22 protein-coding genes, 1 tRNA gene and 1 pseudogene are annotated in these 25,726 nt (G+C 42.2%); 18 read left to right on the top strand and 6 right to left on the bottom strand.

Going from position 1 to position 25,726, the window contains the following annotated elements; genetic code table 11:
* Nucleotides 1-107 precede the first annotated feature (107 nt).
* Together AC0SAP_RS00865 and htpG are read left to right on the top strand one after the other, a co-directional pair.
* Nucleotides 108-386 (top strand): hypothetical protein, encoded by a 279-nt coding sequence (locus AC0SAP_RS00865; RefSeq protein WP_473382407.1) that lies wholly within the window; start codon nt 108-110, stop codon nt 384-386.
* A gap of 467 nt (nt 387-853) precedes the next feature.
* Nucleotides 854-2,749 carry a molecular chaperone HtpG gene (htpG, locus tag AC0SAP_RS00870; protein ID WP_286479156.1) on the top strand — a complete coding sequence of 632 codons (1,896 nt, stop codon included), beginning with the start codon at nt 854-856 and terminating at the stop codon, nt 2,747-2,749.
* Between the two features lie 174 nt (nt 2,750-2,923).
* Here the strand turns inward: htpG and AC0SAP_RS00875 are convergent, their stop codons facing one another.
* Nucleotides 2,924-3,646 (bottom strand): SDR family NAD(P)-dependent oxidoreductase, encoded by a 723-nt coding sequence (locus AC0SAP_RS00875; protein WP_473382409.1) that lies wholly within the window; start codon nt 3,644-3,646, stop codon nt 2,924-2,926.
* 252 nt (nt 3,647-3,898) lie between these two features.
* Here AC0SAP_RS00875 and AC0SAP_RS00880 point away from each other — a divergent pair, with 252 nt between their 5' ends.
* From AC0SAP_RS00880 to AC0SAP_RS00930, 11 genes and pseudogenes are all read left to right on the top strand, one after another.
* Complete coding sequence (locus AC0SAP_RS00880; RefSeq protein WP_094567982.1) at nt 3,899-4,603, top strand: TIGR04211 family SH3 domain-containing protein; 705 nt, start codon at nt 3,899-3,901, stop codon at nt 4,601-4,603.
* A 478-nt stretch (nt 4,604-5,081) separates the two neighbouring features.
* Nucleotides 5,082-5,924, top strand: a complete 843-nt coding sequence (locus AC0SAP_RS00885) for a MetQ/NlpA family ABC transporter substrate-binding protein (RefSeq protein ID WP_473382411.1) — start codon at nt 5,082-5,084, stop codon at nt 5,922-5,924.
* A gap of 193 nt (nt 5,925-6,117) precedes the next feature.
* A complete protein-coding gene (hisG, locus tag AC0SAP_RS00890) occupies nt 6,118-7,014 on the top strand; it encodes an ATP phosphoribosyltransferase (RefSeq protein ID WP_094567984.1) in 897 nt (298 codons plus the stop codon).
* A 76-nt stretch (nt 7,015-7,090) separates the two neighbouring features.
* The gene (gene hisD / locus AC0SAP_RS00895) at nt 7,091-8,383 is read left to right on the top strand and encodes a histidinol dehydrogenase (RefSeq protein WP_473382412.1); all 1,293 of its coding nucleotides are present in this window, start codon (nt 7,091-7,093) and stop codon (nt 8,381-8,383) included.
* Nucleotides 8,384-8,570: 187 nt separating this feature from the next.
* Nucleotides 8,571-9,737: a histidinol-phosphate transaminase gene (gene hisC, locus AC0SAP_RS00900; protein WP_473382414.1), complete on the top strand. Its 1,167-nt coding sequence runs from the start codon at nt 8,571-8,573 to the stop codon at nt 9,735-9,737.
* A gap of 141 nt (nt 9,738-9,878) precedes the next feature.
* Nucleotides 9,879-10,973, top strand: a complete 1,095-nt coding sequence (hisB, locus tag AC0SAP_RS00905; RefSeq protein WP_473382974.1) for a bifunctional histidinol-phosphatase/imidazoleglycerol-phosphate dehydratase HisB — start codon at nt 9,879-9,881, stop codon at nt 10,971-10,973.
* 184 nt (nt 10,974-11,157) lie between these two features.
* Nucleotides 11,158-11,889, top strand: coding sequence for a 1-(5-phosphoribosyl)-5-[(5-phosphoribosylamino)methylideneamino]imidazole-4-carboxamide isomerase (gene hisA / locus AC0SAP_RS00910; RefSeq protein WP_286479175.1), 732 nt, complete (start codon nt 11,158-11,160; stop codon nt 11,887-11,889).
* Nucleotides 11,874-12,638 (top strand): annotated as a pseudogene (gene hisF, locus AC0SAP_RS00915) (imidazole glycerol phosphate synthase subunit HisF); the annotation flags it as partial. The gene hisA and the pseudogene hisF, both read left to right, overlap by 16 nt.
* Before the next feature lie 66 nt (nt 12,639-12,704).
* A complete protein-coding gene (hisIE, locus tag AC0SAP_RS00920; RefSeq protein ID WP_353623178.1) occupies nt 12,705-13,304 on the top strand; it encodes a bifunctional phosphoribosyl-AMP cyclohydrolase/phosphoribosyl-ATP diphosphatase HisIE in 600 nt (199 codons plus the stop codon).
* 89 nt (nt 13,305-13,393) lie between these two features.
* Nucleotides 13,394-13,470, top strand: a tRNA-Met gene (locus AC0SAP_RS00925).
* Between the two features lie 111 nt (nt 13,471-13,581).
* The gene (locus AC0SAP_RS00930) at nt 13,582-13,929 is read left to right on the top strand and encodes an arsenate reductase (RefSeq protein ID WP_473382415.1); all 348 of its coding nucleotides are present in this window, start codon (nt 13,582-13,584) and stop codon (nt 13,927-13,929) included.
* Between the two features lie 100 nt (nt 13,930-14,029).
* On the opposite strand, the gene AC0SAP_RS00935 is transcribed toward AC0SAP_RS00930, so the two are convergent.
* Both AC0SAP_RS00935 and AC0SAP_RS00940 read right to left on the bottom strand, forming a co-directional pair.
* A complete protein-coding gene (locus AC0SAP_RS00935; RefSeq protein WP_473382417.1) occupies nt 14,030-14,659 on the bottom strand; it encodes a class I SAM-dependent methyltransferase in 630 nt (209 codons plus the stop codon).
* Between the two features lie 64 nt (nt 14,660-14,723).
* Entirely contained in the window at nt 14,724-15,830 is a 1,107-nt protein-coding gene (locus tag AC0SAP_RS00940; RefSeq protein WP_473382419.1) for a DMT family transporter, read from the bottom strand.
* 356 nt (nt 15,831-16,186) lie between these two features.
* Between AC0SAP_RS00940 and AC0SAP_RS00945 the strand changes: the two genes are divergently transcribed.
* Together AC0SAP_RS00945 and AC0SAP_RS00950 are read left to right on the top strand one after the other, a co-directional pair.
* Complete coding sequence (locus AC0SAP_RS00945; protein ID WP_286479182.1) at nt 16,187-17,077, top strand: LysR family transcriptional regulator; 891 nt, start codon at nt 16,187-16,189, stop codon at nt 17,075-17,077.
* Nucleotides 17,078-17,193: 116 nt separating this feature from the next.
* Nucleotides 17,194-17,469 (top strand): hypothetical protein, encoded by a 276-nt coding sequence (locus tag AC0SAP_RS00950; RefSeq protein ID WP_286479183.1) that lies wholly within the window; start codon nt 17,194-17,196, stop codon nt 17,467-17,469.
* A 135-nt stretch (nt 17,470-17,604) separates the two neighbouring features.
* Here AC0SAP_RS00950 and AC0SAP_RS00955 read toward each other — a convergent pair whose 3' ends face one another.
* The 3 genes from AC0SAP_RS00955 to bioA form a co-directional block, all read right to left on the bottom strand.
* Nucleotides 17,605-19,311, bottom strand: coding sequence for an amidohydrolase (locus AC0SAP_RS00955; protein WP_473382421.1), 1,707 nt, complete (start codon nt 19,309-19,311; stop codon nt 17,605-17,607).
* Between the two features lie 158 nt (nt 19,312-19,469).
* A complete protein-coding gene (locus AC0SAP_RS00960) occupies nt 19,470-20,420 on the bottom strand; it encodes an alpha/beta fold hydrolase (RefSeq protein WP_473382422.1) in 951 nt (316 codons plus the stop codon).
* 68 nt (nt 20,421-20,488) lie between these two features.
* The gene (gene bioA, locus AC0SAP_RS00965; RefSeq protein WP_473382424.1) at nt 20,489-21,862 is read right to left on the bottom strand and encodes an adenosylmethionine--8-amino-7-oxononanoate transaminase; all 1,374 of its coding nucleotides are present in this window, start codon (nt 21,860-21,862) and stop codon (nt 20,489-20,491) included.
* A gap of 454 nt (nt 21,863-22,316) precedes the next feature.
* On the opposite strand from bioA, the gene AC0SAP_RS00970 reads away from it, so the two are divergent.
* From AC0SAP_RS00970 to bioD, 3 genes are all read left to right on the top strand, one after another.
* The gene (locus AC0SAP_RS00970; protein WP_473382977.1) at nt 22,317-23,672 is read left to right on the top strand and encodes an aminotransferase class I/II-fold pyridoxal phosphate-dependent enzyme; all 1,356 of its coding nucleotides are present in this window, start codon (nt 22,317-22,319) and stop codon (nt 23,670-23,672) included.
* Nucleotides 23,665-24,630, top strand: coding sequence for a methyltransferase domain-containing protein (locus tag AC0SAP_RS00975; RefSeq protein WP_473382426.1), 966 nt, complete (start codon nt 23,665-23,667; stop codon nt 24,628-24,630). The genes AC0SAP_RS00970 and AC0SAP_RS00975 overlap by 8 nt, the downstream gene beginning before the upstream one ends.
* A 104-nt stretch (nt 24,631-24,734) precedes the next feature.
* On the top strand, nt 24,735-25,454 hold the full coding sequence (bioD, locus tag AC0SAP_RS00980) for a dethiobiotin synthase (RefSeq protein WP_473382428.1): 720 nt from the start codon (nt 24,735-24,737) through the stop codon (nt 25,452-25,454).
* Nucleotides 25,455-25,726 lie beyond the last annotated feature (272 nt).

The raw sequence follows: 25,726 nt of genomic DNA on the forward strand, positions 1-25,726 counted from the left end.
TAATTCATTATCAACTTATACTAACTCATTGCCCATAGGTTATTGGTAGGCTATGAGTAGTAAGAAATGATGCTGTATATAATTCTATTGAGATAGGAGATAGAGAAATGAGTAAAACAAAAGGTGATATTGTTAAAGAGAACATCACAAAAGCAGCTGAAAAATTGGGTAATGTTGCTGCTAAATTGACAGATGAGACTGTTGTAAAGACTCATGAAGCAAAACGAGTCATTGATGACCAGATTGTTGCTTTGAAAGCAAAGCGTGATTCGCTCTCAGATAATGCTGATGATGCTAAAAAGACATTAGATGAGAAGATTGAAGCTTTAAAAGAGAAAGCGAAAGAGTTATCAAAAATTGCAAATGATAAGATTCAAAAAATGTAGTCGTTTATGTAACTATCTTATATAAATATTTCTGTAGATACTTAAATTCCCTCTAAAGGGAGAGTGTCTTGGGAATATGAATTTATAAGAAGAGATAGAAGTATAGATAGAAGAGCTATTGGGATTATTTTCTCAATAGCTCTTTTTTATGGATGATAAGTGAGATCATCGATCATGGGATACTCTATAAAAATGAAAGAGTTTTTTTGTCTTAAATTCTCCTATTGATACTCCTATTGACTCTCCTATTGGCACCATTGAGGTGTGACTGTTTTTCAGACATAAAGTACTTTGATCTTGAATTATTCTATTCGGACTCCATCTATTAATTATTCAATAAATAGTATGCAAGCAGTGGGTATGCAAGAGATACTTAATACGTACTTAACTAATACCTACTTAATTCAATAAATCGTTGTTAATAAATTATTGTTAATAAATCATTGTTTAATGGAGTCAAAGTAGTTATGACAAAAGAGACACATGCAGAAACAATGCAGTTTCAGACTGAGGTGAATCAGCTTTTAAATTTAATGATCCACTCTCTCTATTCTAATCGTGAAATCTTCCTTCGTGAATTGATTTCAAATGCTTCAGATGCTTTAGATAAGCGTCGTTTTGAAGGGCTTACTGATACCAAATTGATTGATGGGCAAGGAACACCACAGATCGATCTGGCCTTCGATAAAGAAGCGAAAACCTTAACGATTACCGATAATGGTATTGGAATGACCCGGGAAGAGGTGATTGAAAATATCGGTACCATCGCTAAATCGGGGACAAAAGCATTCTTAGAACGTTTAGAGGCTGATCAGAAAAATGCTTCACAATTGATTGGACAATTTGGGGTTGGTTTCTATTCTGCATTTATCGTAGCGCATGAGATTGAATTGATTACGCGCAAAGCCGGTACAAATGAGGATGAAGCAACACATTGGCAGTCAAAAGGGGAAGGGGAATTCACCCTGACAAAGACAACACGTGATAAAGCGGGAACAACTGTCATTCTCCATATGCGTGAAGATGATCTTGATCTCCTCAATGAGTGGTCAATCCGTGATATTGTGAAGAAATATTCAGATCATATCGCTTACCCCATTATGATGGGGGTTGAAAAGCCGATCCCACCTAAAGAGGGAGAAGAAGAGAGTGAGATTAAGCATGAAGTTGTGATTGAACAGATCAACTCGGCTGAATCACTCTGGCAGAGAGAGCGCTCTGAGATTAGTGATGAAGAGTATATCGCTTTCTATAAAGAGCTAACGCATGATTACAGTGATCCACTTGCTTGGAGCCATAATCGTGTGGAAGGGAATACGACTTACACATCACTTCTCTATGTTCCTGCGGTTGCACCACGTGGCTTGTGGGATCAAGAGGTAAAGTATGGTATTGATCTCTATGTTCAGCGCGTCTTTATTATGGAAGGCTCTGATAAATTGATTCCGCGTTACCTTCGCTTTATCCAAGGGGTTGTTGATACGCAAGATCTTCCGCTCAATATCTCACGCGAAATCCTGCAAAACTCAAGAACGATCGATACTATTCGCCAAGGATTGACTCGTCGAAGCCTCTCGATGTTAGAGACATTGAGTCAAGATGAAGAGAAGTATCAAAAATTCTGGGGCCAATTTGGTCGTGTCTTGAAAGAAGGATTAGGGGAAGATTTCTCTAATCGTGAGAAAATTGCCAATCTTCTGCGCTTTGCCTCAACGACAACAGATGAAGAGACTGTTTCGCTCAAAGCCTATAAAGAGCGTATGCAGGAGGGGCAAGAGAAGATCTACTACATTACTGCAGACTCTCTCAATACTGCGAAAAATAGCCCACACTTAGAGATCTTTAAATCGAAAGGGATTGAAGTTCTCTTAATGACGGATGTTATTGATGATTGGATGACAGGATTCCTCCATGAGTTTGATGGCACACCGATGGTGAATGTGGCTAAAGGTGATATTGAGCTTGATAAAGAGAAGGAAGCAGAAGAGAAGCCTGCGGCAAGTGAAGATGAGATAAAATTGATCGACCGCGTAGAGAAGGTGTTAGGCGATCGTGTTGAGAGTGTTAAGATCTCTAAGCGCCTTACCGACTCAGCTTCCGTTTTAGTTCGTAATGAACATGCATTAAGTGGGCATTTTGAGAAGATGCTGAAAGAGGCAGGTCATGACGTTCCTTCAACTAAACCATGGTTAGAGATCAATCCAAAGCATCCTCTCTTAGTGAAATTAAGTGAGACAAATGATGCGAAGATGGAGGAAGATATCGCAATGTTAGTCTATGAAGAGGCGCAACTATTAGAGGGCGCGCAGCTCGATAATCCTTCTGAGTTTGTCGCACGACTCAATCGACTTATGAATGCATAAAAGTCGATTATGAGGCTCTATTATAAGGCCAGGCCCTATATCCTATATATAGGGTCTTATGATAATTATAGAGTCCATATTTGTTGACTCAGTTTTAGAAGATGTCCTTTATAGTGGTGATTAGTTACTGCTATAAAGGACTTTTTTGTGGTTGACGATCAATCTGTATTGTATTTATCTCAAATCCCGAATATCAGCAATCGGTTCATCACCGGTCATGAATGGCGAGTTGAAGTAACGAATAATTGCTTCTGCTGCCTGATGGGGGGAGAGTAATTGATTCTGCGCTTTAAGTTGTAAGAAGCGGTCAATATGGGGAAAGGCTTCAGGAGAACTTGCTCGAATCTCCACCTGCATGTCGGTATCGATAACGCCGGGAGCAAGGGCTGTAACGTAGATGGGATGCGCTTGTTGCTTCTGCTCTAAATGGAGTGCTCGGCTAAAATGATCGATGGCTGCCTTTGTAGCACAATAGATTGACCAGCCAGAGTAGACATGTCGTCCTGCACCAGATGAGATATTAACGATACGCTTCATAATGGGGAGATTCTGCGTTGCAGCGACAAATTGATTACTCAGCTCAATAGGCGCTTTAATATTGATATCGATCGCTTTTGCAATTGCTTCACTTTCCAATCTCCCAACTTGTTCAATAGGCTGTACAACGCCGGCATTATTGATCAGAGTAATCTCTGTCGCAAGAGAGAGGTAAGGCTTTAACCACTCAATGACATGATCTGCTGCCTCGGGCTGGGTAAGATCGAGAGCAAGATGATTAGGGAGCTGCTCAGGATTGCTGCGAGAGATGCGTAGTACCTTATAGCCTTCTGCTTCTAATAGGGTCGCCAACGCGTGGCCAATACCTCGTGATCCACCGGTAACAATATAGATTTTCATCAATAGACTCCTTCTCATTTGTTGAGGGTTAGTAGTTTTCTGTTCCTATCATTGTAGGGAACTTCAGACTATTTTTATACCTCATATCGGCTGAAGTTATTTAAAGCACTCCATTTTTACATAGCAGCTTTCATGTATAATAAGATTTTTTATGTCAACCGAAAATATCAATTAAAGATATCAACTAAAGATATCAATCGAAAATTATAGAGGATCTTCCGAGGTCACAATCAACAATAGGTGGAATGAGTTATGAAAAGATCGAAGCGCTTACTAACGACAGCACTCTTCTGGCTTGCATCTTTTGCAATGGCAGAGCAGCTCTATATTAGCGATAAACTACAAGCCCCTATTAGAGCCGGTGCCGGCGATAATTACCGAATCACAAAGATGATTAATGCCGGCGAACCCGTTGTTAAATTAGCAGAGCGGAATGGGTACTATCAGATTCGTTACGATGGAAATAAGACCGGTTGGATCTATAATACTTTTTTGATGAATGAGCCGAGTGCGCGTAACTATATTGAAGAGGCTAAGAATCGTTATGAGCCACTACTGCAAGAGAATAGGGCATTAGAAGAGGAGATTGAGCGATTAAAAGAGGCGCAGACTCAAGCTCTTAATCGTGCTAATCAAGATAAAGAAGCACTCTTAAATGAGTTGGAGGTCTTAACTGCTGAAAATCAAGCGCTACAATCGGAGATTGTGGAGTTACGTACGCTCAATGCCAGAGAGATCGAATTAGCACAAGAGAATGATGCACTAAATCGCCGTGATCATGTTCAAAAAGTGGAGATTACAACATTAAAACAGGAAAATGCGCGTCTTCAGTCGGTCAATCGAAGTAGTGAATGGACTGCAGGAGCATTGATTCTTCTCGGAGGGATTATTTTAGGAACCTCAATTTTACCGCGACTCTTTGCAAAAACTCGCCGTAAAAGGACTTGGGATTTTTAAAAAGGATATTCCTGACAGGTTGTTTTAAGTCTTTCAAATAGAGTATAAATAGGGCTTAAATAAGATTTAAATCAGACTCCACATAAGACTTAAAATAGAGCATTTATTAAAGCTTTAATTAAAGCATTAATAAATTTGTAATAAAAGTATTGACACTCTTCACAATACCCGTTTTAATAAAGAATGCCGATTTGACACAGCTTGCGGGCAATAAACAGCTAAAGCGTGATATAGAAGATGAGTACCATTTAAAAGACTCTAAGCCTCTATACCAGAATTAGCCAAATAGCCCGTACCTTTTAGGTTACGGGCTTTTTTATGTTTCAAAAGTGGGGATTACTTCAAACCCAAGGGCTCATTGAATATCTAAACTCAAAATTTAATTAAGATATTCAATAGAAAAGATATTTAATAGAAAAGATACTCAATAGAAACAAGCAGATTTATCAACTTATTGTAGAGAGAAGGAATAGAATCGATGAAAGCAGTTTTAAAAAAATTAGCATTTATATCGCTAATCGGGGGCTCATTAGTTTTAGCCGGATGTAATTCTGATGATCAGAGTGACAATGGAGACCGTAAAAAAATTCGCATCGGCACAACCGTGGGTGATTTTGCTGATATGGTGACCGATTCTGTTAAACCACAATTGGAAGCGAAAGGATATCAGGTAGATTTAGTGGTCTTTACTGATTATGTCCTTCCTAATCATGCTCTTGCAGATGGTTCTATCGAGATCAACACTTTCCAACATCTGCCTTACCTCAACTCTTTTAAGACACTCCATAAGCTCGATATCACAGAGGTTTTTCAGATCCCGACGGGGCCATTAGGCATCTATAGCGGAAAGAAGAAGAGTTTAGATCAATTAGAGGAGGGGGCTAAATTTGCTGTGCCGAATGATCCTAGTAACTTCTCTCGTTCACTTGCCCTCTTAGTGGATGCGGGCTTGATTACGTTAAAGCCGGGAACAGATTCACTCAAAGCAGTTGCGGCAGATATTGCAGAAAATCCCCATAAGATTGAATTAGTGATGATTGAAGCACCGCAATTACCGCGCGTTCGTGATGATCTTGATTATGTCATTATTCCAGGGAATTATGCCGCAAGTTCAAAGATTCCTTTTAGTGATGCGCTCTTTACAGACCCTGGATTTGCTTTTATCAATTGGGCTGCCGTGAAGAGTAAAGATCTCGATGCACCTTGGGTCAAAGATGTTAAAGAAGCCTATAACTCCGATGCCTTTAAGGCTTACGCCGCTGAACGATTTGCCGGATATAAATATCCTGCAGCCTGGAGCGATGATGAGTCTCAACAATAGAGAGAAGAGAGCGGTCAATATGACCGCTTTTTTTTAGATATAGTTTAGATATAGTGAAAAAAGAATTGTAATCTCTATCAAATTGTATTATTGTACTACTACGCTAATACAGAAAGAGAGGCGTTACTATGATAAAAGCCTCTCTTTTTTATTTTTATAACCAGATTGAAATCGTAGAGAAGAGGCATCGACAATGATGAAAAGTAGTCGCTTAAAAATCGCTATCCAGAAGTCAGGACGTTTAAGTGAGGAATCTCAAGAGTTACTTGAGAAGAGTGGACTTAAGATCAATATGACCAAGGATAAGTTGATCGCTCATGTAGAAAATATGCCAATCGATATTCTACGAGTTCGTGATGATGATATTCCGGGATTAGTATTTGATGGTGTTGTCGATCTAGGAATTGTTGGTCAAAATGTACTAGAAGAGGTCGCTTTAGGGCGTCAAGAATCGATCGATTCGCTCTATCGTGTGAAACAAATTCTCCCCTTTGGGGGATGTCGCCTCTCTTTAGCGCTTCCTAAGAGTTGTGACTATCAGGGAATTGAAGATTTTCAAGGGCTTCGTGTTGCCACCTCTTTTCCCAATCTTTTAGATCGTTATTTAAAGGAGAAGGGAATCAATTATAAGAGCTCTCTTTTAACGGGATCTGTAGAGGTTGCCCCAAGAGCGGGATTAGCAGATGCGATATGTGATCTGGTCTCTTCAGGCGCAACATTAGAGGCAAATGGCTTAAAAGAGGTTGAGGTTATATTCCGCTCTAAAGCTTGTTTAATCGAGACAAATGTTGAGATGAGCCCAGAAAAAGAGGCCTTGATCGCTAAAATTATGCCGAGAATACAGAGTGTTATTCAAGCAAATGAATCAAAGTATATTATGCTCCATGCGCCTAAAGATCGTCTAAAAGAGATTACCGAGCTTCTTCCGGGTGCTGAAAATCCCACTATTTTACCATTAGCAACAGATCAATCTCGCGTTGCTGTTCATGTGGTCAGTAGCGAAGTTCTCTTTTGGGAGACGATGGAAGCACTGAAAGCAAAAGGTGCTAGCTCTATCTTAGTTCTTCCTATTGAGAAGATGATGGAGTAATCGAAATTATTGGGTCGGTGCTCTAGCATGGCAGAGCATCATCGATGGCAGATTGAGTGAAAAAGAGAGCAAATCAATGGAGAAAATTATCTGGAATTCTCTGACAGAAGCAGAGCGAAAAAAAGCATTAGAGAGACCTGCAGAGCGATCTGCGAAAGAGATTAAAGAGATTGTTGCCAAGATTGGCGAAAGAGTAAAAACTGAAGGTGATCAGGCAATCATTGCGTTAACAGAAGAGTTTGATAAAGTTTCAGTGACACAATTGGCAGTAGAGCAAGAGGCATTTGCTGCTGCAGAATCACGCCTATCTTCTGAGTTTAAAGAGGCGATTGGACGCGCTTATCGTAATATTAAAAAATTCCATGAAGCGCAAAAAAGCCCTAAAGTGACAGTAGAGACAGAAGAGGGTGTTTTTTGTGAAGTATTAATAAGAGCGATTGAGTCTGTAGGGCTCTATATCCCGGGAGGAACGGCACCGCTCTTTTCAACCGTATTGATGTTAGCGATTCCAGCACAAATTGCGGGATGTCGTGAGATTGTTCTCGCCTCACCGCCACCGATTGCTGATGAGATTCTCTATGCTGCGGAGCTTTGTGGTATCGACAAGATCTATCAGATGGGAGGTGCGCAAGCGATCTTTGCACTCGGTTTAGGAAGTGAGAGTGTTACCAAGGTGGATAAGATCTTCGGTCCTGGGAATAGTTTTGTCACAGAAGCGAAGCGACAAATCAGTCAAATGCCGGGTGGTGCAGCGATCGATATGCCGGCAGGACCTTCCGAAGTATTGGTCATTGCAGATCAATATGCTCATCCTGCTTTTGTTGCGGCAGATCTTCTCTCTCAAGCGGAGCATGGTGCAGATTCCCAAGTAATTTTGGTGACGCCGTCAGCAAAATTAATTGATGAGGTAGAGCGTGAAATAAGCGCGCAACTACAGCTGTTAGGACGCGCAGAAACAGCGAGAGCAGCATTGGAGCACAGCCGTTCTATCTTGGTTGAAAACTTAACAGAAGCGATTGAGGTGAGTAATCGTTATGCGCCGGAGCATCTAATCATTCAGACAGAAACGCCGGAGAGATGGGTTGATCAGATTATGCATGCTGGCTCGCTCTTTTTGGGGGCTTACTCTCCAGAGTCGATGGGAGATTACGCATCGGGTACTAATCATGTGTTACCTACCTATGGATATGCTAGAACCTATTCCAGTTTAGGTTTAGCCGATTTTAGTAAGCGAATGACTGTTCAACGCTTAACGAAAGAGGGATTTTCACGCTTAGGACCGACGGTTGCACTCCTTGCAGAAAAGGAGCAATTAGATGCTCATAAATTGGCAGTAGATGTTCGCTTGCAAGCATTAGCAAGAGAGTAGATGATAGAAGAGATCCATTCAATAGAGATCGATACAATGAGTTATTGATATAGGATCTACAAACAAGCAATATGATTAATAGATAATTCTATTAATTGTCTATTAATTGGTTATTTATTAATAGGTCATTAATAAAAAACCAACAAGAAAGTATCAAGAAAGTAATCAGAGATCGATAGGGGGAGATATGAGTGAGAATAGGGTTGAAGCTAAGGTTGAGGTGGAAGTGGCGCAAAAGATGGATAACTTAGACGATTTTTTATCAAAAGAGTCGAGCGATATCGCTCAACGTTTGAGCCGCCGATCTGTGCAGAAATGTGAGCCCTATATCGCCCCAGCAAGAGATTATAGTGGTCGTGAGATCTATCTCGATGCTAATGAAAACCCCTATGCTATACCGATCTCGCTGGAGCTCATGATGAATCGCTATCCCGACTCACAACCGGAGCAGGTGATTGCACGCTATGCGGAATATCTCGGTGTTGATCAAGAAGAGATTCTGGCAACATTAGGGGGGGATTCTGCTATTGAACTTCTGATTAAAGCCTTTTGTGAACCGAAAGAGGATAAGCTTCTCTATCTGCCACCGACCTTTGGGATGTATCAGGTAACCTGTGATCTTTATGATGTAGAGACGGTAACAGTACCATTGCGAGACGATTTTTCGATCGATCTTGATGCGCTTCTCTCAAAGCTTGAGGCGATTGATAACATTAAGATGCTCTTTCTCTGTAGTCCCAACAATCCTACCGGTAATGTGATTCCAACCAAAGATATTGAGACCATTTTAGAAGCAACGCGCAATAAAACAATTGTGGTATTAGATGAAGCTTATATTGAGTTGAGTGATCAAGCCTCTTTTGCTACTCGTGTGAAGGAGTATCCTCACTTAGCATTAGTTCGTACACTCTCGAAAGCATTTGCGCTTGCCGGTATTCGCATGGGATTTGTTGTGGCAGATCGTAACTTGATCGATATTCTTCGCCGAGTGATTGCGCCTTATCCATTGCCTGTTCCAGCAATTGCAGCCGCAGAGGTGACACTCTCCCCAGAGGGGATCGCTCATATGAAAAAGAGTCGCACTAAAATTTTGCAGAGCCGAAAGAAGTTAGAAGAAACGCTTGCCGGCATCTCAATCATTGAGCGGGTCTACCCATCGGATGCGAACTTTCTATTGGTCAAGGTGGAAAATTCCAACTCCCTCTTTGAGTATCTTTCTGAGGAGGGTATTTTTGTTCGCTACCAAAGCGCGCCGGCATTGGCAAATATGTTACGAATCTCTGTCGGTTTACCAGAAGAGAATGAAGCCTTAATCGCTGCTATAAAGCGCTATGCAAAAGGTTTAGAGATCTAGTTTTGATAGTTTTGAATGAACTCATCGAGCTAATTCAATGAGTTCGAAATTCAATGAGTTTGAATGACCCAGTTAATGATGATTTTAAGTACGACTTATCAGTGTGACTTTTAAGTATTAAAAAATTTTAGGAAGAAGAGGATAGGGATGCAAAATATTCTATTTATTGATCGTGATGGCACCTTAATTGATGAGCCCAAGAGCGATTTTCAGGTAGATACATTAGAGAAGTTACTATTTGAGCCGAAGGTAATTCCTGCGCTGTTAGAGCTACAAAATGCCGGCTACCGTTTTGTGATCGTCTCCAATCAAGATGGTTTAGGGACAGAGAGTAATCCTCAAGATAAATTTGATCTTGTTCATGAGCGTATGATGGAGACCTTTGCCTCACAAGGAATTATATTTGATGAGGTGTTGCTCTGCCCACATTTTCCGGAAGATCAGTGTGAATGCCGGAAACCGAAAACAGGTATGGTGACCCGTTACTTGGAAGAGAAGCTCTTCAATCCTGAAAATAGTTATGTGATTGGCGATCGGGAGACGGATCTTGGTTTAGCGGAAAATATGGGAATTGAGGGAATTCTGTATGATCGCGAGAAGATGGATTGGTCTTTGATTGTTGAGCGCCTGATCGATAAAGGGATTGTCAGAGAGGGGCATCAGCCTCGTAGTGCCAAGATCTCTCGTAAAACAAAGGAGACCGATATTGAGATTGAGCTCTTCTTAGATGAGACCGGAAGCAGTACCATTGAGACAGGTATCCCATTTTTTAATCATATGCTCGATCAGATCGCAACGCATGGAGGATTTAGAATGAATGTCGCAGTTGATGGCGATCTCGAGATCGATGATCACCATACTGTAGAGGATACCGGTATTGCTTTAGGTGAAGCGCTCCGTGCCGCTTTAGGTGATAAACGGGGAATTGCTCGATTCGGATTTGTCTTACCAATGGATGAGTGCCGTGCTTTCTGTACACTTGACCTATCAGGGCGCCCCCACATCGACTTTGAAGCCACTTTTAATCGCGATATGATCGGTACCTTTAGTACAGAGATGGTGCCTCATTTTTTCCGCTCTTTAGCTTATGCGTTAGGTTGTACTCTCCACTTAAAAGCGGAAGGGGTCAATACGCACCATAAAATTGAGTCGCTCTTTAAGGTCTTTGGTCGTACGCTGCGTCAGGCGATTAAGGTTGAAGGGGATCTACTTCCAAGCTCGAAAGGGTTGCTCTAATCAGACGCTATCTTTAGTGTCGTGGTCGAGGATAGATCTACACGTATATGATCTACCCATATATCTATACGAATAGATCCCTGGCAATCACTATATCAACGATATCACTCATCACTATATCAATAACAGCAACAGTAATTACAACAGTAATAGCAACAGTAACAATAGCTACAAGGAGTAGCCCATGATTATTCCCGCTTTAGATCTTATCAATGGCGAAGTTGTGCGTCTCCAACAGGGGGACTATCAACGCCAAACCACCTTCTCATACTCACCGATTGAGCAGTTTCAACATTATGTAGATGCCGGAGCGCAATATCTCCATCTTGTAGATTTAGATGGTGCTAAAGATCCAGCGGCTAGACAGCTCTCCCTAATTGCAAAGATTGTTGAAGAGGTTGAAGCGCCTATTCAAGTCGGTGGTGGTATTCGAACAGAGGCCGATATTCAAAATTTACTCGATATCGGTGTCTCACGCGTAGTAGTGGGTTCTACTGCGGTGACTAATCCTGATGAAGTCATTCGTTGGTTTGAGAAGTTTGGAGGAGATCATATCGTTCTAGCGCTCGATATTCGTATTGAAGGGGGCGTTAAAAAAGTTGCATTAAGCGGTTGGCTAGAAACAAGCGAGAGTAGCTTAGAAGAGCTTATTGCGCGTTATGAGCCATATGGTTTAAAGCATGTTCTCTGCACCGATATTTCGCGTGATGGCATGTTATCAGGATCGAATGTTCCTCTCTATCAAGAGCTCTCTACGACTTATCCCGATATTGCCTTTCAATCTTCAGGTGGTATTGGGTCACTTGCCGATATTGAGGCATTAAAAGAGAGCCAAGTGGCTGGTGTGATCGTAGGTCGCGCACTATTGGAAGGGAAATTTAGCGCTGAGGAGGCGATCAGATGTTGGCAAAAATAGTGGCATGTTTAGATGTTAAAGAGGGTGTTGTTGTTAAAGGAACCCAATTTCGAAACCATGAAGAGATGGGAGATGCAGCGCTTCTAGCGAAACGTTACTCTGATGAGGGCGCGGATGAATTGGTTATTTATGATATTACCGCATCGAGTAAAGGGGCAGTGGTTGATAAATCTTGGGTTAAAGAGATCAAGGCGTTGATCGATATTCCGCTCTGTGTTGCCGGCGGGATTCGCTCTTTAGAGGATGCAGAAGCCCTCTTTGAGCATGGTGCTGATAAGATCTCCATCAATTCTCCTGCATTAGCGAATCCTCATCTGATCAATGAATTAGTAGCAGCGTTTGGAAGTGATAAAATTGTAGTGGGGATCGACTCTTACTATGATAAAGCGTTAGATGACTATTTTGTCTATACCTTAACAGGAGATGAAGCAACAACAGAGAAGACCGCATGGCGAACATTAGATTGGGTAGCTGAGGTAGAGAGCCGAGGTGCCGGAGAGATTGTTCTGAATATGATGAATCAAGATGGTGTTCGTGATGGTTATGATCTAGCGCAGTTAAAGGCGGTTAAAGCTATTTGTCAGCGCGCAAAGCTAATTGCTTCAGGGGGTGCTGGTAAGATGGAGCATTTCCGCGATGCATATCTGATCGCAGGCGTTGATGGAACATTAGGCGCTTCCGCTTTTCATAAACAGTTAGTGAATATCACCGCACTTAAGGAGTATCTCGCTGCTGCCGGTATTGAGGTTCTTCCTACCCAATCATTAAAAGCGCAAGCGGAGCGAAAGCTCTCATTAGAAGCTTCTCAAAAACTTATCGCGGCAGTTAATTGGGAGAAGGTAGAGCATCTTCTTCCTGTGATTGTCCAAGATTATGATTCGGCTGAAGTTTTGATGCTAGGATATATGAATGCTGAAGCGTTAGAGATGAGTCTCATGCAAGGGCGCGTGACCTTCTTCTCTCGAACTAAAGAGCGACTCTGGACCAAAGGGGAGTCATCTGGAAATTATCTACAGATTGTTGATTATGCGCTCGATTGCGATCAAGATACATTGTTAATCTTAGCTAAACCGATAGGTCCTACATGTCACTTAGGGGAGATTAGCTGTTTTGAATCTAGCTCAAAAAATGTCCCTTGGGTCTTTTTCTCCCGTTTAGAAGCACTATTAGCCTCTAGAAAAGGGGGAGATCCTGCAGAATCTTATACCGCATCTCTCTATGCAAAAGGGACAAAACGAATTGCTCAAAAAGTAGGAGAAGAGGGCGTTGAGGTGGCATTAGCGGCAACGGTCCGCGATGCTGATGAGGTGATCTCTGAGATGGCCGATCTGCTCTATCATGCAACTGTCTTATTGCAAGATCAGGAGCTCTCCTGGGGCGATGTTTTAGCTAAATTGGAAGAGCGTAATCGGTAAGCATAGAGAATAATGGAAAATAGTTAACATATATTTAACATAATGCTTGCCTTTTTTAGAAAAGGCTCTATAATTACTAAATCAATTAGCGCGGGGTGGAGCAGTCTGGTAGCTCGTCGGGCTCATAACCCGAAGGTCGTTGGTTCAAATCCGGCCCCCGCAACCAAATTGAAAAGCCTACTAACGATTGTTAGTAGGCTTTTTGTTTATTCTATTATTTCTAACTCTAATTTGGATTCTTAGGTTTTTAGAGTATTGATGATATAAGGAGACCTTAATGATTGTTTATGGTATTAAAAATTGCGATACGATGAAGAAAGCTTTTACATGGTTAGATAATCATAAAATCGATTATCAATTTCAGGATTATCGTAATCCCCCATTGCCGGCAGAGACCTTATTAGCGTTGATCGATAAGATTGGGCTCGATCAATTAGTCAATAAACGGAGTACTTCTTGGCGCGCACTTTCAGAGAGTGAGAAGAAGTCAGTGATGGAGCGATCAGAGGCTGTAGCGATTTTACAAGCACATCCAACATTGATTAAACGTCCTGTCGTAGTGACGGCTGATCAGGCATTCGTTGGTTTTTCAGATGCGCTCTATAGTGAAACTTTTTTAAAATAAAAAAGATAAAAAAGAGATAGTGAAAAAGAGACAGTCAAAAAGAGACAATCAAAAGTTAAATCCTAAATGGATAAAAATGGATGAGTCAAAAATAATCGGGTTAGCGTTTCTTAGCTAACCAGATTGTTCGTCCGCCACAACTTTGGTCCACAATCTGATATTGAATCAGGCCAAAGCCGTGATCAATAAAGAGTTGCCGGTAGTGATCGGGAGAGAGGCTTGCATGATAGAGATCATGCCCATTAAATTCCCCAATAGCTTCGCCGGCATCTGCCCCTGTTGTTATAAGAAGTGGTGCTCCTAGGGCACAGTAGCGCTCAAATTTTTTAAATAGCGCAACTTGATCATTAGGGGGAAGATGGAAGTAGCTATCCCAAGCAATGATGCCGGAGAACGTTTTATCGAAAGTAATATCGCGCATATCTGCAAGGATCCACTCTGCCGGCATCCCTTTAAATTGTTTTTTAGCTGCTTTGATAAAAGCTTTGGTAATATCTACTCCTGTAACAGAATAGCCTTCCTCTATAAGATAGTGAGCAATAGGGTAGCCATCACCCGATCCAAGATCTAAAATCTCACGCTCCGCTGCACTTTCCGCTTTTGGAATCATCGAGAGAAATCGATCGAGCCAAGCCTTCTCGATAAAGGGTGCTTCTGCACGTAATTTGCGCCATGCTTTCGCATAGCGCTTATAGATGATAGGAAGATAATCAGCAGAAGGGTGGACCATATTATGACTCTTTTAATTCTTTAACCATGTTAACTAACTTGTAGATGAGTTCTAGGCCCAACAATTAACGTGCGGTTAAGCCCTCATCTGCAATATGACATTTCTCACTCTCCACGCTTTCGATATTCGCAACATCTTTTGCCGGCATATTTTTTGCACTTATGGCACTTACGGCAGTGGTACTCTCTGTTGTAACATCATGGAGAGCTATTTCAGCGCTCTTAGCACTCTTTTTTTTAGGAAAGCGTCTTTTCTGTTGAAAACGATTATGGAGATTGTTCGCTATAATCATACCACAGACGATCACAACGCCGAGCAATTCTACTACTTCGATGGTGTGTCCTTGGAACATCCGAATAATGATCGTTGTTATAGGTGCAAAGTTGATAAAGAGTACCGCATTGATCGGTGTTAAGATCTGCACCCCTTTATTCCAGCCAATGAGCGCAAAGAGCCCGGGGAGGAAGATCATAAAGAGAAGCTCATACTTAACAGAGTAGATCTCCGGCAATGTGGGTGGTGTGATTGTGCCAAAGATTGTGCCGATCATTACCACGATAAAGGTAGTTGCCATTCCATAGATAATTGAGAGTGTGGAGTAACGTAACACCGACCATTTTGGAAGGCGGGAGCCACCGATTGTATAGAGCGCCCAGCCTAATGCCGCTAAGAAGAGCAAAAAGAGGGGAAGGAGACGATCACCACCAAAGAGTGTTGAGAAATCACCATTAGTGACAACTAGCGTGACGCCGAAGAAAGCGATAATGATCGTTCCAAGTGTGAAGTTACTCGGTCTTGAGCGATAGTAAGCCCAGATCACAATGGCAGAGATGATCGGAACGGCAGCTTCCATAATCGATGCGATTAGAACGCCGGGGTCACCCAATTGATCTTGACCAATAAATATTAAGAGGTTATAGACGGTAAAGCCCATTGAGCCAAAGAACCAGATCATTAAGGTATGGCCCTCTGGCTTAAAAGCGGCAGCACCCTCTTTATAGTAGAGGATGACGGCTAAAATAAGTGCAACAGGAAGATAACGTAGCAACGTAAAGTAGTAAGGATTGATCACCTTAAAAATTTCGGCAGCAACAGGGAACATCGCACCCCAAGATGCGCTTGCGATGATCAGTAGTAATGCTCCATAAATTAGACTATACCGACTTGCCATAATAATTCACCCCATTCCTTGTCAATTTTTCTTTAGAATCCTATTTTGGATTCCATTTTGATCGTTTACTGTTATTTAGATATTCGATATTCGATATTCGATATTCGATTTCATCAATTTTTATTATTATTTCGATTGCTCTATTTCTCTATCGCTATATTTCTATAACTCTCTAAAAGTATCGCTGATCTATTTGCGTGCGCTACGTTCCGTTCTATAGCAATGTGACTCAATTTAAACCGCTTTTCATATCTTGTAAAACGATTAATTATATTAGTTGCGATCATTTTTAGTGATAGATATAATATCTCCATCATTAAATGAGAGATGAATCAATCAAAGAGGAGGCGGGAGCGATGAATGGTCGTGATCTACGAATATTTACAAAAGTGGCGGAGTTAGGCTCCATCAGTCATGCGGCAAAAGAGCTCAATTATGTTCAATCGAATGTGAGTTCTCGGATCCAGAAGTTAGAGGAAGATCTTAATGTGACGCTCTTTTTTCGCAGTAAGCAGGGAATGCAATTAACGCCGGAAGGAAAGGTGCTGATCGATATTGCTTATAAGATCATTGAGCTCTCTGACAAGATGATGCAACTTGCACGCTCAGGTGGAAAGCCGGTGGGTAAATTAGAGATTGCATCTGTTGAAACAGTGATTAAATTGCCATTGATTCTCTCTAAGTTTAATAAAAATTACCCCACTGTTGATCTTCGTTTAGCCACGGGAGTCACAACGGAATTACGAGATAAGGTATTAAATTATAAGTTAGATGGGGCATTTGTTACTAAGAGTCGCTTTACAAGTCATCCGGAATTGCGTGAAATTGATGTTTTTGAAGAGAAGTTAGTATTGATCGCCGATCATCGAGCAGAGGATATTGAGACACTGCTCGAGATGCCGCTATTAAGTTTTAGTGATGGATGTGGTTATCGTGCGAAACTACAAGAATGGTTAAAGACCATTCATTTTGAACCCACAAAGAATATGGAGCTTGGTACATTAGAGACGACTCTGGGTAGTGTGATTTCCGGCTTGGGGATTGCTTATGTACCTTATTCTGCGGTGCAACATTATGAGCAGCAAGGGCTTATTTTCTGTCATGAATTGCCGGCTCAATATAGTGAGATTACAACCACCTTTATCCATCGCGTAACAGAGGAGATTAGCCCAGTATTGCAAGCTTTTGTAGAGACAATCGAGTTAGCTAAAGATGATGCCATCTCTCCTTTTTTCCGTTTTAAGTGATGTAACGTATTCAAAAGATTCAAAAAATTTAAGCGGTTTAAGAGGAATAAGTGATTTTAAGTAGTTCGGAGTGCTTTGAATGACTTCTAACGGCTTTTGAGTAGAGAGGAGAAGCGATGGAAGCGATAGTAATCGTGATTGTGATATTGGTAGCCTTTAGTGCATTACGTTTTGTCTTAGGATTTGTTGGAAAGATCGCTTCGGTCTTTATTAAATTAGTGATGCGTCTTGTGATGATCTTAATCTTTCTAGGAATTGTCCTGTGGGTTTTAGATTATTACCAGATCTGGAGCTTAAAAGATGCACGGCAGATGGTAGAGCAGCAAGCAGAGCGGTTTGATCTTCCGGAGTTACCCGATTTTAAAGGAAAGGATCATCAAAATCGCCATTAAGGCAGAAGCGCCAGAAGCGCAGAAGCTACTAGCGATCTACTAAAAACCATTAAAATATGCCGGCAATTGCCGGCAATCTATTTTGACTTATCTATCGGTGTATCTATCTGATGCGTTATCCATTATGGTGAGAGGTTATTGTGCGCAATAGACCTCTTTACCACCGACATAGGTCTTTAAGACTTTGGTATTACCGATCTCTTCTGGCGGATGATTGAGAGGATTACGATCGAGAATAATATAATCTGCAAATTTCCCTGGCTCTAATGAACCGATATAACGATCAGCATCGAGCATATAGGCCGCTTCAATCGTGGCAGATCGTAAAACTTCGGTTAAAGTGAGATCTCTATCGGTGTTGAGCCTTGGATTATCATCGCCATCACCGCGCCTTGTGACCGCAACTTTAAAAGCGAACCACTCATCGAGAGGATCGATCGGCCAATCGCTGCCAAAAGCAACTCGTACACCGGCATCATAGAATTTACCCGCCGTCTCTAAATATTGAAAGCGCTCATCCCCTAAGATCTCCTTCATCTCATCGGCAAAAACTTGTGGGTAGTCCGCCCATTGAAATGAGAGGCAAGGAATCGCTTCAAGCGCTCTAAAACGCTCATATTGATGGGGAGAAGTTAACTCATTATGAGCAAGACTTGGGCGAATATCCCCCTTCACTTGAGCGCGCATCTTCTCAATGGCATTGAGCGTCGCTTCAATGGCGCCATCTCCCACAGTATGCATATGGGGATGAAATCCATGTCGGCTCACTTCGGTAATAAGTGCTGTTAATAGCTCATCTGAGTAGTAGAGATCCCCAGTCTGTTCTGATAAGCGATATTCTGGCGCACTCTTTGTCCCATAATTAATACGGTAAGGGGAGAGGAGTGCTGCCGTATGGATCGGTGCTTGCATAACGCCATCGACAAAAAATTTAGCATGTTGAATAAAAATTCCTGGTGACACGTCCCATGATGCATCACTATATTTTTTTGCAAATGTCGCCATCTCTTCAACCGCACGGGGAACATCGGCAACAGTTGGGGAATCATCAGGTGTAATCTCACGCGCACCTAAGAGACGAAGGGTTAATTTCCCAGCCTCTTTAACGGCGGTAAAGGCATCAAATTGAAGGGGTAATGCACGCGCATCCATAACCGTGGTCACCCCTTGGCGATTGAGGAGTTGTTGAACATTTTCGGCAACTTTTATTGCTGTAGTAGCATCGAGAGTGGGGATCGAATCGTAAGCACGCATTGCCGGCGCATCTTCCATGATTCCATTGAGTGTACCATCGGGATAGCGGCGAATCGTACCATCTTTGGGCGTCGGAGTAGATTCATCAATCCCAAAGAGTTCTAATGCGCGACTATTAGCCACCAAGGTATGACAATCATTGGCGAAGAGAATAACGGGACGTACAGTATTGAGCTGATCAAGATCACGCCGAGTGATGTCGTATCCTAATGGAAGAACTGCATGGCGAAGATAGGCCCGGACAGGGAGCCAATCTCGATCCCCTTTATGTTCATCACGGTCGAGATAATCTTGAATAAATTTTAGGGTCTCTTCTACCGAAAGAGATTGATAATCTAAATTGCAGCCTGAAAGTTGTAATCCGCCCCAGAAAGGATGAAGGTGGGAATCGATAATTCCCGGCATTAACATCTTGCCGGCAAGATCGATCTGCTCTGTTTCTGTACTGATATATGGTTTGAGCGAATCTAAAGTCCCTGTAGCAAGTACTTTGCCATCTTTGAAAGCGATTGCGTCGGTGATCTGATTCGCTGCATCTGCGGTAAAGATTGCGCCGTTGTAGTAGATTTTATCTGCGAACTGAGTCATATCGTCTCCCTATTGTTGATCTATTAAGTTGACCTGTTAAGTTCTACTCTATTAGTTATGAGATTATGCGTCATGATCATTAGTTTCATTATTGGTTGATGATGAATTGATTGATGATGACACTATTGTTTTGAGAAATTATTAATCCTTATTAATCCCTATTGGGAGATCAGCTCCTTGAGGAGAAGAATTAACTTTTTAGGGTCTTCTTCTGGTAGAAGATGATCAGCATCAATCTCTCCTCCATTACTACTTTCATTGAGTGCTGAAAAAGCGGCTTGAGAGCTCAGTTGAAAGATAGCCCGTGAATTTTTCCCCCAAAGAATAGTGATAGGAACCCTCTCATTGAGTCTTTGTAACATCTCTGCGGTAAAGGGGAGAGGATCTTTTTGGGTTAAGAGCTTATTGAGGGTATGTCGATTATCCTCCTTAATCTCTTGAATCGACTCCGATTGCTCTTTAAGGGAGAAGGGTGCATTTTTACAGGCGGCTATAAAGTGATCGATCGCTTTCGTCTCTTCATCTCGGCGAAAAGCACGAATGATCGGGCTCATCATCTTGGCGATATCCCGGGTAAATTGTTGATGCATCTCTTCAGAGATTCCGTAACTTGGGATAATCAATTCATAGAGGATAAGCCCGGCAAAGAGCGAGCTCGCAGAGGATAATCGATCTTGCGATTGCGCTTTATGCGCTGCTAAGAGTGCAACATGACAGGCATAAGACCATGCGATAACAATATATTGTCGATGAGGCTTTCCCTCTTTTTCATTGAGTGCTTGGCAAAAGGTGAGTACTTCTTTGCCATGGCGATCGGTATCAAAGGGGATTGCTGTTTCACTATTTTGCCCAAATCCTGAGAGCGTTAAAGCATAACAATCATATTGGGGAAATGCAGTGAGATAAGGTATCCACGTACGCGCATCCCCTAAAATCCCATGAAGAAAGAGAAGCGCCGGCTTCTCATCGCTCTTGACTCCCTGTTGATGGCTTTGACATTGAAGATAGGAGAGGGATAGCTGCTGATGATGTTGCTCATCTTGATTATTTTGACCATCTTGATTGCCTTGAGGATCGATCTCAATTGTTAAAGTCTTAGCATTAATCATTTCGGTTTCTCTTTGAGGTGTGAATGTTTGAGATATTGAGGTTTCTGTTAGCTAGAGAGCATTCACTACTACTCAACAAACTCTGAAAAATCTTCCCGATTGAGGAGATCCACTAAGGCTGATGTCAGCTCTCCGAGCTCCTCTTTATTGGTAATAAAGGGGGGCATAATATAGACCAGACGATTGAAGGGGCGAATCCAAACACCGCGATCGACAAAATATTTCTGAATACGTGCTTGGTTGACAGGACGTTTTAATTCGACAACGCCTATTGCGCCTAAAACACGGACATCTTCAATATGGGGATTCTCTCTCAATGGATTTAAAAGCTCCTCTTTGAGCTGCTTCTCAATGCGGGAGACATTCTCTTGCCAATGACCACCCTCTAATAGGGAGAGGTTCGCATTCGCTGCGGCACAGGCTAAGGGATTACCCATAAAGGTGGGGCCATGCATAAAGCATTTCGCCTCGCCTTGACTAATTGTCTCGGCGACATGGCGCGTTGTTAAAACTGCAGAGAGCGTTAAGTATCCACCGGTTAATGCTTTTCCAAGACAGAGAATATCGGGAACGACGTCGGCATGTTCACCTGCTAAGAAGCGACCCGTACGACCAAATCCGGTAGCGATCTCATCAAAGATGAGCAGTACACCACTCTGATCACAAAGTTCCCGGAGGACTTTAAGATAATTAGGATGGTAGAAGCGCATGCCACCGGCACCTTGTACAATGGGTTCAGCAATGACAGCAAAGAGCTCATGGTGATGTTTTGTAAAGAGCGCTCGTAGATTATCTGCGGCTGAATCGTCCCAAGGTTCATCAAAGCCGATGGTAAAGGTGTCGGCAAAGAGGTGATTAGGGAGATAATCACCATAGATAGAGTGCATCGAGTTTTGTGGATCACAAACAGACATCGCACCAAAGGTATCTCCATGGTAGGCGTGGGAGAGTGAGAGAACGCGATGGCGTGGTTTTTCAGCTCTTCCTTCACGCTTTGCGGCTAAGCTCTCTTTCGCTTGCCAATATTGAAAGGCCATTTTTAGGGCAACTTCAACAGCAACAGAGCCTGAATCGGCAAGAAAGACACACTCCAGTGCTTCAGGTGTTAGCGCGATCAACTTTTTAACAAGATCTACAGCAGGTTGATGGGTAATGCCACCAAACATCACATGAGAGACCTTCTCCAGTTGTGCTTTAATGGCTTCATTCATCACAGGATGGTTATAGCCATGGAGTACCGCCCACCAAGAAGACATCCCATCGATAAGTTCCCTTCCATCTTCTAGGCGTAATTTCACCCCTTCTGCCGAAGTAACCGGATAGCAAGGAAGTGGCTCACTCATTGAGGTATAAGGGTGCCAGATATGTTGGGTATCAAATGTTAAATCGATAGAATCAAAAAACGTATCGTGACCTTGTAAGGATTTTTTTTCTTGTTTCATCTTCTTCTCTTTAGGTTGATGGTTTGTGCTGCGATAAATCATCCACTTATCATCCATTTATCATCCATATGTTATCTATTTATTATCCACTTACTTTCCATGATCAATCTCTGTAAAGAGTGTGGTGTATTGCTGATAGAGCGGAGAGCTAAATGAGATTTACAGCTCAAGTGATAGAGCTCTATGGTACTATAAATAAGATTTTTGATAACACTTTTAGGCTTCAATCTCACCTGAAGAGCATCGTAGGTTAATGCAGGGATCCCATCAGATCCCCTAGGGGTTCATTAGAGATTCATTAGAACTTATAAGGGGTATAAAGGGTTATAGGGGGAATAACTTATCAAGATGTTTTTCAAGATAGCATTCAAGATAATATATTTTTAGGAATCGATAGGAATCGCCATTGATAAACCTTAGCAATGATTGCTAGAGCGTTTTCTCAATGGCTTTTATGGTTATGTGGAAAGAAAGAATTAGAAAAGCGCTCGAGCAACAACGACTCGATGATCGTTATCGGCAGAGAGTTGTCTGTCATGCGCAGGGAAGTAGTATCAATATTGAAGTTGAAGAGGTAACATATCTCAACTTCTCTTCTAATGATTATCTCGGTTTAGCGCACCATCCTCAATTAGTTCTTGCTGCAGCTTATGGTGCAGAACATTATGGTGTGGGAAGTGGTGGTTCGCCTCATGTAACAGGATTTAGTCGCCCACTTGCACTATTGGAAGAGCGATTGGCAGATTGGTTGGGGTATGAAGCTGCGATTGTCTATCCTTCTGGATTTACAGCTAATCAAGCAGTGATCAAGGTGCTGATTGAGAAAGGGGATCTCATTATTGCTGATCGACTCTCTCATGCATCACTTATGGAGGCTGCTATCTTATCTCCCGGACGATTGCATCGCTTCAAGCATAATGATCTGCAATCATTAGAGAGTTATCTCGAACGTTATAGTGTTTCTTCATTTGATCCTTCATCTGACGCTTCATCTCTTGATACTTCCTCTTTACCAACACCACTTAAAACGCCACTTAAACTAGTCGTTACAGAAGGGCTTTTTAGTATGGATGGTGATGGCGCTCCTCTTAGTGAGATAGCGAAGGTAGCGGCTAATTATGGAGCGCTTTTAATGGTGGATGATGCACATGGGATTGGCATTATCGGTGATGAAGGGAGAGGAAGTTGTGATCAAGCCGGCATTAAGCCAGATATTCTTATTGTGACTTTTGGAAAAGCATTGGGTTGCAGTGGTGCGGCGGTCCTTCTCTCTGATGAGCTTGCTGAGTACTTTACTCAATTCTCTCGCCCATTAATCTATAGTACGGCGATTCCACCTATGCAGGCAGAGATCTTAAATGAGGCGATCACCCTTATTCGCTCTGATGAAGGGGAGCAGCGTCGAGAGAAGCTTGCGGCGAATATTGCTTATTTCCGCACTCGTATGGGAGATATGCTTGCTACTTTAAAGGAGAGATTTAGTCGTGATTTTACGCTATCTCCCGGAGTTAATGAGTTTAATGCGCTCCCTTTTCCTTACCTTATTCCCTCCGAGAGTGCTATTCAGCCATTAGTGATTGGGGAAGATTCAGTGGCATTGAAGTTATCAAGACTATTGAAGAATCATGGGATCTGGGTTTCGGCGATTCGGCCACCGACCGTTCCCCCTAAAAGTGCGCGTCTCCGTATTACTATTACCGCAGAACATCAACAATCGATGATCGATTATCTTATTGATCAATTAGAAGAGTCGCTCATTATCCTTTTAACTCAACAGAACGATGAAGCGGTGGGAGTGCTAGATGTGTAGTTTGATAGATCGTGTAGCAAAGCCTGAGGTGCAGAAAAAATTTGGCACCTATGCGGCACAATATGATTCTGTTGCCGTTGTTCAACGGGAAATTGCAGATCGCTTAATGACTCGATACCTATTGCCGGCACTTCTTCCTTCAAGTGATAAGGAAAGTGGTAAGAGCGGTAATAGGGAAGATAAGGTGAGGGAGTCTTCTCATCCCATCAAAATTTTGGATGCCGGTGCCGGAACAGGCTATCTCGGGCGCGCACTGAGGGCCGCATTGGTCACTGCTCCTATCGTAAATTCAAATAGTATCGCAAATAGTATCGAGGGAGCTATAGATACGGATCAATCATCTATTACCGATGATCCTTCTTCGACAAAAATGCTGTTGAAACATCAAATAGAATTGACCGCTTTCGATCTTGCGCCAGAGATGCTATCGATGACAAAGGCGCAAGGGGGCTATCAGACATTTGTGGAAGGGGATATTGAGCAGATCGGCAAGACTTTTTCGGCTGCCTCTTTCGATTTTACAATGAGTAGCCTTGCGGTGCAGTGGTGCCATAGTCTTCAGCAGGCATTGATCGGATTACAAGGAGTGACTCAACAAAGACTCTTTGTGACAACATTGCTCGATGGCACATTACAAGAATTAGAGAATGCTTTTAAGGCCGTTGACGATCAACAACATATCCTTCCTTTTCTCTCCCTTGAGGAGGCGAGTCATATTGTGACGCAATTGGGGGGAGAGTTGGTTCATTATGAGAAGGTGATGTGCTTTCCAACTTTAAAGGCGCTCTTTAAGAGTTTACGTTCAATAGGTGCATCGGCATTGCCGGCGCGTCGAAAGGGGTTGATGGGACGAAATGATTTTTTAAAGATCGATCAATATTTTCAGCAACTCGGTGCCTATCAATTAACTTATCATGTGGCTGAAATTATCTTGCCAGGCAGTAGTGATAGAGATTAGGCTGAGATTAGGAAAAGAAGTTAGGCGAAGAAATTTAAGTTGTAGCAGCGTTAATATCGATAATTACAATATGGAAGAGCAATATGGAAGAAGGGAGAGATAAAATGGCGCAAGAGAAACAAGTAGAGAATCATCAACAATGGTTTATTACCGGCACCGATACTGAGATTGGTAAGACCTATGTTTCAACGCTTCTGCTCAAAGCGCTTAATCGGCAGGGGGCAAAAGCAAATGGTTATAAACCTGTCGCATCTGGTGCCGCTAAGACGCCATTAGGTATTAAAAATCCGGATGCTTATTCATTACTGAGAGCCTCTTATTGTGATCTCGATTATGAGTGGGTCAATCCTTACTTCTTTCCTGAAGAGGAAGCGCCCCATATTTTGGCAGAAAAAGCGGGGAAAGCGATTGAGTTTGAGGTGATGAATCGTGGTTTAGCGCTTCTTGCGAGTAAGGGGAAGATCACATTGGTGGAAGGGGCTGGAGGCTGGTATACACCTTTGAGCTTCAAGCGTAGTTATAGCGATTGGGTCATTGAGAATCGGCTCCCTGTCATTGTTGTTGTGGGTTTAAAGCTTGGTGTGATCAATCATGCGCGTCTAACCTTTGATGCCATTGAGGCGGCTGGTTTAGAGATTACCGGCTGGATTGCAAATCATCTCTCTGATTCTTCCTCATTACCTAACTATATTGCCGGCATTCAAGCATTTACCGACATTCCCATGATTGGGGAAGTTCCCTATCAAGCCGCAACAGATCCGGCAGTGATGGAGAAAGTAGATCAATATTTCGATCTCGATCCACTACTGAAGGGAGTAGCGTGATAGGGCAATCAATAGAGTCGTGAACATATCTTTAAAAGATATTTAAAGAGGATTGATAGTGTTGATTTTATTGCCCTTTTTTTAAAAAATACTTGCATGCTTAATTGATTCCACATACTTTAGATAGTTCTCTTGATAACGCTTTCTTTCACTCGCTATAGGGGAGAGAGGCTCATATCTGGATGAAAAAGGGCGTTTATGATATTGATAGGGTTGATGGGCGCAGTAGTCGATCGCTACTCATTAAAGGAAATGATATCGATAGCTATGCG

It is taken from the genome of Ignatzschineria sp. PL_is040, from assembly GCF_055813795.1.